Genomic DNA, 12355 nt, shown 5'->3' on the forward strand with positions numbered 1-12355 from the left:
GCCGAAGCTATTATGCGGTATTAGCCATCGTTTCCAATGGTTATCCCCCACATCAGGGCAATTCCCCAGGCATTACTCACCCGTCCGCCGCTCGACGCCGTTAACGTCACCCGAAGGGTCAGTTAACTCGTTTCCGCTCGACTTGCATGTGTTAGGCCTGCCGCCAGCGTTCAATCTGAGCCATGATCAAACTCTTCAATTAAAGTTTTGTGCATCTAAGATGCGGCTCAATGAATACTGATAACATTACTGTGTAATGTTGAATTGACTGTGCCGGTATTACTACCGATTGGTCACTCAGTTCATTGATAAATCTTTTGGATTATCATCAACGAGTGCCCACACAGATTGATAGGTTTATATTTTTAAAGAGCAGCGTTATGAGCAAAACTCACAACGGACGGCTATTCTAGCGAGATAAAGTTGAGTGTCAAGCACTTTTCTTTACTTTTCTGTAGGTTAGCTTTTATTTGGCTAACAGCCGTTTGTTGTCAGCGCTTTATGTCCTGACAACGAGAGCGAATTATAGGGATCTATTTCGAGAGCACAAGAGAAAAACAGCAAAAAATTCTTTTTAATGCATCACTCGCTCAAAATTCAACCTAAATGAAATTAAAATAGACGATAAGAGGGCTAACTCGCCCTCTATCAAAGCTCACTTTTATTGCTGAGCGACTATCTCATCCTTGCTAACCGACAATTTAATAGGTTTGTCGGGTACGACCTTACCAGCAAGGATTGCTTTCGCAAGTGGATTTTCAACGCTTTGCTGAATAGCTCGTTTTAGTGGCCGCGCACCAAATACAGGATCAAACCCAACTTGAGCAATAAGCTCTAAGGCCTTGTCTGTAACTTGCAGTTTATAGCCACCTTCTTCCATACGCTTAGACAATCTATCCAATTGAATTGATGCGATAGATTTAATATGGTCTTGAGCGAGCGGATGAAAGACAACACTTTCGTCAACTCGATTAAGAAACTCAGGACGAAAATGTTTGTTGACGACCTCCATCACCTGCTCTTTCATTCCTTGGTAGTCAAGTGAGCCAAAATTTTCTTGAATTCTTGCCGAGCCCAAGTTAGACGTCATAATCACTACGGTATTACGAAAATCAACCGTTCTTCCTTGTCCATCGGTCAGTCTGCCGTCATCTAAAACTTGCAATAGTATATTGAAAACATCTGGATGAGCTTTCTCGACTTCATCTAACAAAATAACTGAGTAAGGTTTTCTTCTTACCGCTTCGGTTATATAACCACCTTCTTCATACCCTACATACCCAGGAGGCGCACCAACTAGTCTAGCAACCGAATGTTTTTCCATAAACTCCGACATATCAATACGAACCATAGCGTCTTCACTGTCAAATAGGAAATTCGCCAATGTCTTGCAAAGCTCCGTTTTACCAACGCCTGTAGGCCCCAAAAATAGAAACGAACCAATCGGCTTATTGGGATCTGACAGCCCCGCCCTGCTGCGGCGAATAGCATTAGAGACGACTTCTACTGCTTCTGTTTGCCCGATCACGCGTTTGTGAAGCACTTTCTCCATTCGCAGTAATTTCTCTTTCTCAGCTTCAAGCATCTTCGATACTGGAATACCCGTCTGCTTAGAAAGCACTTCAGCAATTTCATTGTCAGTGACTTTATTGCGCAGCAACGTCATCTCCTGCATTTCAGCCTGAGTCGCGAGATCCAGCTGTTTTTCTAGTTCAGGAATGCGGCCATATTGAAGCTCAGACATTCGATTGAGGTCTCCAGCTCGGCGGGCAAAATCCATATCTAGTCGTGCTTGTTCAAGTTCACTTTTTATGTGCTGTGTACCTGATAACGCGGCTTTCTCAGCATTCCAAACCTCTTCGAGCTCGGCAAAGGCCCGTTCTTTATCTTGCAACTCTTCATTAAGGTTGAAAAGACGCTTTTCACTTGCTTCATCATGCTCATTGGTTAATGCTTGCTGCTCTATCTTGAGCTGGATAATTTTCCGCTCAAGTTTGTCCAATGATTCTGGTTTAGAGTCGATTTGCATTCTTATGCTAGATGCAGCTTCATCAATTAAATCTATGGCTTTATCCGGTAACTGACGATCAGAGATGTATCGATGAGATAAACTTGCAGCCGCAACAATCGCGGGATCGGTTATTTCGACGTGATGGTGGAGCTCATAACGCTCCTTCAAACCGCGTAAGATTGCTACCGTGTCCTCTACAGAAGGTTCATCAACTAAAACTTTTTGGAAACGGCGCTCAAGTGCGGGATCTTTTTCTATATATTGTCGATATTCGTCTAATGTTGTAGCACCAACACAGTGAAGTTCCCCTCTAGCCAAAGCGGGTTTGAGCATGTTTCCAGCATCCATCGAGCCTTCACCTTTACCCGCACCCACCATAGTGTGAATTTCATCGATGAAGAGAATAATGCTACCTTCTTCCTTAGATAATTCATTGAGCACCGACTTGAGACGCTCTTCAAACTCACCTCGGTATTTCGCCCCTGCGACTAAAGCCCCCATATCAAGGGATAAAACCCGCTTGTTGCGAAGCCCCTCGGGTACTTCATTATTGATAATACGCTGAGCCAAACCTTCAACTATGGCTGTTTTTCCCACTCCGGGCTCACCGATGATGACAGGATTATTTTTGGTACGTCTTTGCAGTACTTGGATAGTGCGGCGAATTTCATCATCACGACCAATAACAGGGTCTAACTTACCCTGTTCAGCACGCTCTGTAAGATCAATAGTAAATTTTTCTAGCGCTTGACGAAGCTCTTCTGCATTAGGATCATCAACGGTTTGACCTCCTCGAATTTTATCAATTGCTGCACTTAGTTTGGCCTCAGTGAGCCCTAAGTCTTTAAGTAGCTCGCCTAGAGGTCCGCGGTCTTCAATTGCCGCAAGAAGGAAAACTTCTGAAGAGATATAAGCGTCTTGGCGTTTTTGCGCAACTTTGTCACAAAGGTTAAACAAAGTCCCCATGGAACTAGACAGCTGCACATCACCCCCAATGCCACTGACTTTAGGCAGACGGTCGAGGATCTCACTTAACTTTGATCTTAAATGCGTCACATCAACATCAAGCATAGTGAGCAATGGCCGTATTGGGCTGCCATTTTGGTCCATTAAAGCAACCATGAGATGGACTGGCTCAATGTATTGATGATCACGTCCTAACGCCAATGATTGAGCGTCAGATATCGCGATTTGAAATTTGCTGGTGAACCTATCAAGACGCATATCTACCTTCCTAACCTTAACGAAGAAAACTCTTTTAGTCAGTATGATAGATGGTTCCGCTGGCTGCGACTTTCAAGGGCTACTAATTCGAAATTGCTATTTTTCTATCCAAATAAAAGTCGCTTGTCGACCTGTTATTCCATCCCGGCGATAGGAAAAAAAACGTTCTGGTTCTGAGTAAGTACACATATTGCTGTAATAAACACCACGCACACCAAGGCTATTTAACCTTTGAGTCACAAGTATATTCATATCCGCTAGCCACTTATCGTGAACTTGAGTGGGTTTAAATGCCTGACTAGCAGATGAATTATGTGCGACAAAAGCATCAAAGACATCCTGACCAACTTCAAATGCAGAAGCACTAATGGCTGGGCCTATCCATGCAATAACTTGTCCATCAAACTTAGCTAGCGCATTTTCAATGATACCATTGGCTAACCCTCTCCATCCCGCATGCACGGCGGCAACTTGAGTACCCAATGTGTCGGTCAACAATACGGGAAGGCAGTCAGCTGTCATCGCTGAACAAACCACCCCAACCTGTTTCGTGTATACGCCATCGGCATTTAACACGTCCTGACCGATGGCAGAAACTTCCAATACTGTCGTAGAGTGAGTCTGATTTAACCATATTGGATCGTCTGGCATTGCTGAATGCTCCGCTAGCCAACGACGATTAAGCTTTACATGGTCCAAATCATCCCCAACATGCCCCCCTAAGTTTAGGCCTTTGTATACGCCGCTAGAAAAACCCTCATTTCGAGTCGAAGAAAAAGCTTTAACATTCTTAGGCGCTGGCCAGTTGGGAACAATCATCTCCATACTACATATCTTCCTCAATGCCGTGGTCTTGAGCATCTGTACGCAAAGCTTGTGTCATCACGACCATATCTTGAGGTACAGGCGCATGAAACTCTAGCTCCTCTCCCGATATAGGGTGCTCGAATTTTAGCATCACGGCATGCAGAGCTTGGCGGTCAAACTGACGTATCATAGTGGCTAACTCTTCAGAAGCTCCGGCTGGAATCCTCGCACGACCACCATAAGCTGCATCACCCAACAGGGGATGTTGAAGATAGGCCATATGAACACGAATCTGGTGAGTACGACCTGTTTCTAACCGTAAACGAATGCGTGTATGTTCACGAAAGTGCTCTGCAACGCGATAATGTGTTACTGCAGGTTTACCCATTGGACTGACAGCCATTAAGGTTCTTTTCGTTGAGTGACGTCCAATTGGTTGTTCGACTCGTCCCCCAGCCGTCATACGGCCAATGGCAATGGCTTCATATTCTCGAGTAATATTGCGCTTTTGCAACGCTCTCACCAGACGTGTCTGAGCGGGGACCGTTTTAGCAACGACCATTAAACCTGTCGTATCTTTATCAAGACGATGCACAATACCAGCACGAGGCACTTCCGCAATATCTGGGTAGTGATACAACAACGCATTCAAAACCGTGCCATCGGGTGTTCCTGCTCCAGGATGAACAACAAAATCACGTGGTTTGTTGATCACAATAATATCGTCATCTTCATAAACGATATCCAATGCAATGTCCTGCGCTTCCCAACGCTCTTCGTCTTCTAATTCAGCTTGTAGTGTAACAATTTCCCCCCCCATCACTTTTGTGCGAGGTTTAATGACGACTTCTCCATTAACCTGAACTTTGCCATCCAACAACCATTCTTTAAGACGAGAACGCGAAAAATCGGCGAATAATTCTGCAATTGCTTGGTCAAGGCGCTGACCCAATTGACTATCTTTTACTGTATTACTTAATTCAATCTGCTGAGCCATATCGAACTTTTTTAAAAACTGTGGGACTAATTGCCACTAGTGTGGAAGAATATTGCTCCATTGTATCTGCTACCGACCCAAAAGTAACGGAAGCGAAAAAATATTTATCTCAAGGAACCGAATCCTGACATGAAAAAGCATACTTTATCTGGCTTATTGGCATTATCTGTATTAGTTGGCTGCTCAAGCAGCGATGAGATTGTTCCAGATATTCCACCTTCAGAATTATATTCTGAAGCACAAGTATCTTTACAAAGTGGCAATTGGTTATCAGCAATCGATAAATTAGAAGCTTTGGACTCTCGATATCCATTTGGCGCCTATTCGGAGCAAGTTCAGCTAGACCTTATATATGCTTATTACAAAAATGACGATTTAGCACTAGGTTTAGCGACAATAGAACGCTTTTCTAGGCTCAATCCAACACACGAAAAACTGGATTGGGTTTTGTATATGCGCGGTTTAACCCATATGGCTCAAGATCGTAATTTCATGCATGACTTATTCAATGTAGATCGCAGTGATCGTGATCCTGAGCCTGTTAAAAAAGCCTTTGAAGACTTCAAAAAGCTACTCGAACGTTACCCAAATAGTCCTTATGCCAAGGATGCCCAAAAACGCATGATCGCGTTAAAAAACCGCCTCGCCGATTACGATCTTGCTACCGCTGATTTTTATCTCCGCCGTGAAGCATGGATAGCCGCCATCAACCGCACACAAGAGTTACAAAAAACTTATCCAAATACAGAGGCTGCACTGAAATCTCTTCATATTCAACTGGAGGCCTATCAAGAATTAGGACTAGAAGATGCGGTTAAACACACTCAACAATTAATAGAATTGAACTCCAGATAGGATAAATCTTGCCTTGATAGAAAGTTGACATGGGTTCTATCGAGGCACAACCTAGCCAAATATCCAATCAGGATGATGATATTGAGAAGGTGGTATATTTTTCAATCGAGATGAAGTGCTAAAAAATCTATATTTTTTAGTTCGTTACGAGTCCAATCTAACAAGGTTAGATCTTCTTCACAAATCTTTTTTTCTGTCTAGCCACTCAGATCTAGATGTTGATCACGTTTGAATTCTCTCTCTCAATACGCACTTGGAATATTGACATTGGTCACATTATTTTGCTTACAGATAGGTAATCTGAAGTTAATCCACTAAGGGTGCTACAGAGGAAAAATATCTATGAAAGTAAACATCACTGGCAAAAACATCGACATCACCTCTGCTATCCGAACTCATATAGAGAGTAAATTCAAGAAGTTAGAAAAATGGCAAGTTGACATTATCGGCTGCCAAGCTTGTTTTAGCGAAGAACCAAACAAGCAGATGAAATTTGAAGCTATCATTACTGTGCCAAAAGGAAAGCTTGTCGCTTCTGCTGTTCACGAAGATCTGTATGCTGCTGTCAATGAAGTAGAGCAGAAACTTGAACGACAACTTAATAAGCTACGCCACAAGCCTGAAGCTAGGCGTGCTGAAAAACCCGAGCTAGAGGAAATTGAAACTGACTAGTCTCATTGGCATTAGATTAGAATAGTAATCGGGAAAATAGCGCTTATGGCGCTATTTTTTTGCTTGACGCTGATTGAACGCTTGCTTATTGTGTTAACGCCATCACAGCTAAGTTGATAAATATGATTCTAAACCACCTGTTCTTTTTTGACTTCTTTTTTCTCCAATAACACTGGAGGCGCTCTCGTTTGTGAAAGAAAAGTCAAAAACGAACAGGAAGCCTCCCATATGGGAGGCTTTTTTAATGAGGACAATAAGATGACTGAACAAAAATACTCACTCGATGATATTCGCTTGCGTTTAAACGAGTTGGACGACGAACTGCTAAAACTCTTATCTGAGAGAAGGCAAATGAGTATTGAAGTCGCCAAGAGCAAAGTTCAAACATCTAAACCTGTACGTGATGCCGCTCGTGAGCAACAACTCTTGGTAAAACTCATCACTGCGGGACGAGAAAAATATGACCTTGACGCCCAGTACATCACAAAACTATTCCATACTATTATTGAAGACTCTGTCTTACTTCAACAATCTTATCTGCAAAACCTTGCCAATCCAGAACTCAGTCGTAAACCCCTAGCCAGAGTTGCATTTTTGGGCGCCAAAGGCTCGTACTCTCACCTCGCAAGCCTAGAGTATTTCAGCCGCAAAAATACAGAGCTCATCGAGCTTAACTGCCAGCACTTTAAAGAAGTGGCTCAAACGGTTGAGTCTGGCCATGCGGATTATGGTGTTCTTCCAATTGAAAATACCAGTTCAGGCTCGATCAATGAGGTATATGATCTTCTGCAACATACGACTTTGCATATCGTCGGTGAAATGATTTTGCCGATAGAGCACTGTCTAGTGGCCACTTCAGACATTCGTATAGAGGATATAAAAACCCTCTACTCGCACCCTCAACCACATCAACAATGTAGTGAGTTTTTGAGTCGACTAAAAGATATCACGCTTGAGTCCTGCACTAGCACCGCTGACGCAATGAAAAAAGTAAAAGAAATCAATAGAAAAGATGTGGCTGCCATTGGACATGCGGCAAGTGGAAAACTCTATGGGCTACAACCTATTCAAAGCAATATTGCCAACCAAACAGAGAATCATACTCGCTTTATCATAGTGGCAAGAAAACCTGTTGAAGTATCAACACAAATCCCAGCTAAAACAACATTAATAATGTCGACATCCCAAGAAGCAGGGTCCTTAGTTGCGACTTTGTTAGTGCTTCAAAAATATGACATTAATATGAGTAAACTTGAGTCTAGGCCTATTATGGGAAATCCATGGGAAGAAATGTTTTATGTCGATTTGGAAGCACACCTTACATCTGAGCAAATGCAACATGCGCTACAGGAATTAACAAAGTTGACTAAGCACCTAAAAGTTTTAGGCTGCTATCCAAGTGAAAATGTTTCCCCTACAAAAATTAAAAACCAATAAAAAAGGAATATAGATCAAATAAATAACTTCAAATGACTGACACTGATCAGAAAAATAATTAATATAATCACATTAGTTGCATATAAATGTAGTGTCAGTCATTTTGGACATGTCATTTAAAGCGAGTTTTTTGGAGCGTTATGGAGCTTCCCGTTTGACATGAGATCGCTGTTTTTTCTTTCACTTGCCTTCACCACGCAAGCTTTTTCAGCCCAGCCACCCAACACACCGATAAATATCTACATGTGGGAGGATACTATCTCACCCTATGTCGTGGAAGATTGGGAAACCTCAACAGGTATACCAATTGAACGGACCCATTTTGATAACGACGATGAGCGTAGTCTCTTGATGATGAAAAGTCTTCAACTGCCTTTTGACGTTATTATCTTAGACAATGTCTCTGCACAAATATACGGTCGTTTAGGTGTATTTGAAGATCTACGCAATATCAAAAATCGCCAACATAATGGAAAAAAATGGTTACAAGCCTGTGGCGATTACGCGGTTCCATATTTCTGGGGAACGGTCGGCGTTGCCTATAGAAAAGACTTAGTACCAACCCCCCCTAAAACATGGAGTGAATTTGTTGTTCCTCCTAAGGAACTAGAAGGGCGCATAGGCATGATCGATGATAGCATCGAAAGCTTTCTTCCCGTATTGTATAGCTTGGGATTTCCGCCTGATGTAGATGACGCAACATTGATTGAAGCCGCTTACCCAAAAATACAAGCCTTCAACGATAAAGTATTAACCTATGAGTATTTACTTAGCTATGTAAGAAGTACTAAAAATAGTGATGAACTGGCTATGGCACTCGCCTACAGTGGCGATCAGTATTCTCTGAATCGATATTTCATTGGCGATAAATGGGATTTCACCATTCCCGATGGAGAAATATTCATCTGGATTGATTGCCTTGCCATTAACAAACGTTCTACAAATCCCACAGGCGCTAAAGCCTTTTTGGAATATATTATGGACCCCGATGTGGCTGCAAAAAATGCAATTTTTATCAAAGCTTCAACTCCGAATGCCACAGCGCTAAAACAACTGCCCGATTGGTATAAGAATGATGCATCATTGTTTCCCGATCAGAAAAGAATCGAAGAAGGCAGGGTTGATAGTGAACTATCGGCTAAAAACATCAGCTTACGAGCTAAAATACTTAACCGCATTTTGAAATATCATGAAACTCAGTACTAGAGTACTAATGCTAGTATCACCAGTCATTCTAATTAGTGCTGCGTTTTCTAGCTATGGTATATATTACGATCAGAAAGATGCGTTAATCAAACGCGAAAACAGCTACCTGCAACTAACGATGGAAAAGCTCGCTGGGCATTTTCGTCAATCCGTTGCTTTATTAAATAGCTATTCTCTTACCCTAACAAAAAGCGATATTATCCGTCATTATTTCACCAAAGAAGATAACCCGTATCGTGAAATGGAACTGATAGAGACATTACAAACGACAATTGCGAGTCTTCAGGTCAATTCACAGAGTGATGTCGCCGTTGCTATTTTGGATAACACTCGTACTCCATTGTTTTATGCCGATAGCCAGCTTGATCCGTTCTCTAAGCTAGATAAATATGTACATAAGTTCGTCAATACCAATTATCGACTAACGGGTAATAGCTCTTTTATTGGGTTTACCCAAAACCATCAAGGTCAGAGCATTCTTATACGTTATGACGTGTTAGATACAGATACCTTGATGTCCCCCCTAAGTTACAATAAAGATCATGTATTTTTTGTGGTTGTTTACTTGTCATTAGATAAATTTGATCAGCTAAAACACATTATCGAGTTTGACAATGATACAAGTATCTTTTTCAGTGATGCCCCTGTAATCAAAACTGGGTTAACTCAATCGGTTGAACTACTCCCAGATTTTTATGCTGTGTTGGACCCCGCTCAATACTTACTAACTAACCAGCTTTACACCATTAAGCAAAGACTAGTCCTCTTTTTTGGTGCATCCACTGTCGTCACGATTTTTATCCTGCTTTTTCTACTTCATAACCGAGTAGTCAGTCCGATTATTTTCTTAGACAAGCAGCTAAGACAAGTAGAACGACGTCAACGACATAATATTCAGCGTCTAAGCACCAACGATGAAATAGGAAGGCTATCGGTTCGCTTCTATGATATGTACAAGGAGTTAAATTCTAGCTATCAAAAAACCAAAGCAATGGCTGAGAATGACCACTTAACTCAACTTGCCAATCGTTATCAGTTTCAAACATGTGCAGAGCAAACTATTAAAGATGGCCACCAGTGTGCACAAGCCTGGATTTTATACATTGACTTGGATAATTTTAAATATGTTAACGATAAATACGGTCATCATGTCGGAGACTCGCTATTAATTGATTTTGCAGAACATATCCGTAAAGTCAGTAGTATTTATGAAAAGCAATACGCCAGCAAATGTCTTGCATCACGCCTTTCTGGGGATGAGTTCGCTATTTTTATCTCCTCTGCACATCAAAACGATTATTCGTATCATCTTGCTGAGGATATCTTAGAGCCAATACAAAACCCTCAAGGATCTCCTTTGGGCAACTTTCCTATAACTGCCAGTATTGGAATAGCAACCTATCCTGAAGATGGCGAAGACATAGAGAAATTACTTTCCAATGCAGATACTGCTATGTACCAAGCCAAACGAGCAGGTAAAAATCAAATAGCAAGATACTCGCAAGAACTTGATGAAATCGTTCGGCGAAGAAACCAAATAGAGCAAGCTCTTAGAAATGGTGAATTCGATCATGAATTTTCTCTGATGTATCAACCATATTTTGATCGTTCGGGAGACAACATTGTTGGGGTTGAAGCATTGCTGCGTTGGTTCTCACCCAACGTGGGTAAAGTGAACCCAGCGGAGTTTATCCCAATTTCAGAAAAAACAGGCTTATTTGGTAAAATAGATCGCTGGGTTATTCAGCAAGCATTTAAAGATTTCAGTGAGTTACAAGAGTGTTTTGGTCACTCTCTTCAACTCTCAATAAACTTATCGTCTGCTGAACTCGATTCCAGACAACTCGCGAGGGACATACAAAATGCCGCTAAAAAATACCATGTCGAGCCAAGCTTAGTTGATTTCGAAATTACTGAAACGTTTGCTACGGATTCGCAAAGTTACTCTCTCCTGCATGAGCTCTCTTTAATGGGGTTCAAACTTGCCATTGACGATTTCGGCTCCGGTTATACGTCGATCACTCAATTGGTACAATACCCAGTTCAAAAGATAAAGCTTGATAGAGAGTTTCTTACGACTTTAATCAAAACTGATAACCAAAAAGTCATCAAACCTTTGGTTGAACTGTGCCACTCTCAATCAATGATAGTAACAGCAGAAGGAATAGAGTCGATATCGATGTTAAACTGGCTGGCAGAAAACCAATGTGATTACATGCAAGGTTATTTTCTATCTCCTCCTCTGTCATTACCGGAGTTAAAATGTCTCAATCAAGTACAAAAAAGGTATGAGAATGTCAGTGAAGAAAGTTGTTATCACTTCTCTTAATCCTGCGAAAAAAAAAGCGGTCGAAAGTGCCTTTAAGGCTGTTTTTGGTTCGCAGCACTTTGAGTTTCTCACGATTCATGTACCAAGTGGTGTCGCGGATCAGCCCATGAGTAACGAAGAAACCCGTATAGGCGCTCTCAATCGAGTCAAAGCTGCAAAAGAGCAGCAACCTCAAGCAGACTATTATGTTGGCCTTGAAGCTGGAATTGAGGAAAACACGACTTTTGCTTGGATGGTGATTGAATCGGCGACACAAAGAGGCGAATCTCGTTCAGCTAGCCTGATGCTGCCACCGCTAGTATTAGAAAAATTGACTCAAGCCAATGAGCTTGGCGATGTGATGGATGAAGTATTTGGCACAGAGAATATTAAACAAAAAGGCGGAGCCATCAGTTTACTGACTCATGATCAACTAACTCGCAGTAGTGTCTATCATCAGGCTTTAGTGTTAGCACTCATTCCATTCTCCAATCCTGAGTACTTTCCCAACAATCTATAAACAGTAAGCTATCATGACTTAAGGCCCAAAAGTGAGCTAATTTGGGCTTTTTCATTTTCTGACTTTAGTTTAAGTTCATTTGAACCCCGTGTTATTGTCGCTACCCCTACCCCCAGTTTATTGCTAATTTGCCTTTGTGAAAGCTCACCTTTTAGCAGTTCACAACAAATATTGACTCGAGAAATCAAAGCTTCTCGCTCGTCGGCAGTCAATAGCATAGTGAGTAGCATCTCATGTTGATTAGATTCAGTGCTGCTCTTTATAAGGTCCAGAATCTGTTGCCACTCATTGTATTCAGCTTGTGTCAGCATTTACTGT

The 12355-nt window shown here is 41.7% G+C and carries 10 protein-coding genes, 1 rRNA gene and 1 other annotated feature; of the genes, 6 read left to right on the top strand and 5 right to left on the bottom strand.

Going from position 1 to position 12355, the window contains the following annotated elements; all coding sequences use genetic code 11:
• From QQK21_RS09735 to rluD, 4 genes are all read right to left on the bottom strand, one after another.
• Window positions 1–202, bottom strand: a 16S ribosomal RNA gene (locus QQK21_RS09735); the annotation flags it as partial.
• A gap of 459 nt (window positions 203–661) precedes the next feature.
• On the bottom strand, window positions 662–3235 hold the full coding sequence (gene clpB, locus QQK21_RS09740; RefSeq protein ID WP_284192000.1) for an ATP-dependent chaperone ClpB: 2574 nt from the start codon (window positions 3233–3235) through the stop codon (window positions 662–664).
• Window positions 3236–3331: 96 nt separating this feature from the next.
• On the bottom strand, window positions 3332–4060 hold the full coding sequence (gene pgeF, locus QQK21_RS09745; RefSeq protein WP_284192001.1) for a peptidoglycan editing factor PgeF: 729 nt from the start codon (window positions 4058–4060) through the stop codon (window positions 3332–3334).
• A gap of 1 nt (window position 4061) precedes the next feature.
• Entirely contained in the window at window positions 4062–5039 is a 978-nt protein-coding gene (gene rluD / locus QQK21_RS09750; RefSeq protein WP_284192002.1) for a 23S rRNA pseudouridine(1911/1915/1917) synthase RluD, read from the bottom strand.
• Between the two features lie 129 nt (window positions 5040–5168).
• Between rluD and QQK21_RS09755 the strand changes: the two genes are divergently transcribed.
• The 6 genes from QQK21_RS09755 to yjjX all read left to right on the top strand — a co-directional run bounded on the left by QQK21_RS09755 (window position 5169) and on the right by yjjX (window position 12037).
• Complete coding sequence (locus QQK21_RS09755; RefSeq protein WP_284192003.1) at window positions 5169–5894, top strand: outer membrane protein assembly factor BamD; 726 nt, start codon at window positions 5169–5171, stop codon at window positions 5892–5894.
• Window positions 5895–6236: 342 nt separating this feature from the next.
• Entirely contained in the window at window positions 6237–6566 is a 330-nt protein-coding gene (gene hpf / locus QQK21_RS09760; protein WP_284192004.1) for a ribosome hibernation-promoting factor, HPF/YfiA family, read from the top strand.
• A 124-nt stretch (window positions 6567–6690) separates the two neighbouring features.
• Window positions 6691–6812, top strand: a sequence feature (Phe leader region).
• A gap of 12 nt (window positions 6813–6824) precedes the next feature.
• Window positions 6825–8003 carry a prephenate dehydratase gene (gene pheA / locus QQK21_RS09765; protein ID WP_284192005.1) on the top strand — a complete coding sequence of 393 codons (1179 nt, stop codon included), beginning with the start codon at window positions 6825–6827 and terminating at the stop codon, window positions 8001–8003.
• A gap of 159 nt (window positions 8004–8162) precedes the next feature.
• Entirely contained in the window at window positions 8163–9209 is a 1047-nt protein-coding gene (locus QQK21_RS09770; RefSeq protein WP_284192006.1) for a polyamine ABC transporter substrate-binding protein, read from the top strand.
• Entirely contained in the window at window positions 9193–11538 is a 2346-nt protein-coding gene (locus QQK21_RS09775) for a putative bifunctional diguanylate cyclase/phosphodiesterase (RefSeq protein WP_284192007.1), read from the top strand. The genes QQK21_RS09770 and QQK21_RS09775 overlap by 17 nt, the downstream gene beginning before the upstream one ends.
• On the top strand, window positions 11504–12037 hold the full coding sequence (gene yjjX / locus QQK21_RS09780) for an inosine/xanthosine triphosphatase (RefSeq protein WP_284192008.1): 534 nt from the start codon (window positions 11504–11506) through the stop codon (window positions 12035–12037). The genes QQK21_RS09775 and yjjX overlap by 35 nt, the downstream gene beginning before the upstream one ends.
• A gap of 11 nt (window positions 12038–12048) precedes the next feature.
• On the opposite strand, the gene trpR is transcribed toward yjjX, so the two are convergent.
• Window positions 12049–12348, bottom strand: coding sequence for a trp operon repressor (trpR, locus tag QQK21_RS09785; protein ID WP_284192009.1), 300 nt, complete (start codon window positions 12346–12348; stop codon window positions 12049–12051).
• Window positions 12349–12355: the final 7 nt, after the last annotated feature.

It is taken from the genome of Vibrio zhanjiangensis (assembly GCF_030161235.1).
In the GTDB taxonomy this organism is placed as follows: domain Bacteria; phylum Pseudomonadota; class Gammaproteobacteria; order Enterobacterales; family Vibrionaceae; genus Vibrio; species Vibrio zhanjiangensis.

Bases quoted from the DNA above. Each gene is read 5' to 3' on its own strand.
- clpB (WP_284192000.1), bottom strand. From the start codon at position 3,235: ATGCGTCTTGATAGGTTCACCAGCAAATTTCAAATCGCGATATCTGAC.
- pgeF (WP_284192001.1), bottom strand. From the start codon at position 4,060: ATGGAGATGATTGTTCCCAACTGGCCAGCGCCTAAGAATGTTAAAGCT.
- rluD (WP_284192002.1), bottom strand. From the start codon at position 5,039: ATGGCTCAGCAGATTGAATTAAGTAATACAGTAAAAGATAGTCAATTG.
- QQK21_RS09755 (WP_284192003.1), top strand. From the start codon at position 5,169: ATGAAAAAGCATACTTTATCTGGCTTATTGGCATTATCTGTATTAGTT.
- hpf (WP_284192004.1), top strand. From the start codon at position 6,237: ATGAAAGTAAACATCACTGGCAAAAACATCGACATCACCTCTGCTATC.
- pheA (WP_284192005.1), top strand. From the start codon at position 6,825: ATGACTGAACAAAAATACTCACTCGATGATATTCGCTTGCGTTTAAAC.
- QQK21_RS09770 (WP_284192006.1), top strand. From the start codon at position 8,163: ATGAGATCGCTGTTTTTTCTTTCACTTGCCTTCACCACGCAAGCTTTT.
- QQK21_RS09775 (WP_284192007.1), top strand. From the start codon at position 9,193: ATGAAACTCAGTACTAGAGTACTAATGCTAGTATCACCAGTCATTCTA.
- yjjX (WP_284192008.1), top strand. From the start codon at position 11,504: ATGTCAGTGAAGAAAGTTGTTATCACTTCTCTTAATCCTGCGAAAAAA.
- trpR (WP_284192009.1), bottom strand. From the start codon at position 12,348: ATGCTGACACAAGCTGAATACAATGAGTGGCAACAGATTCTGGACCTT.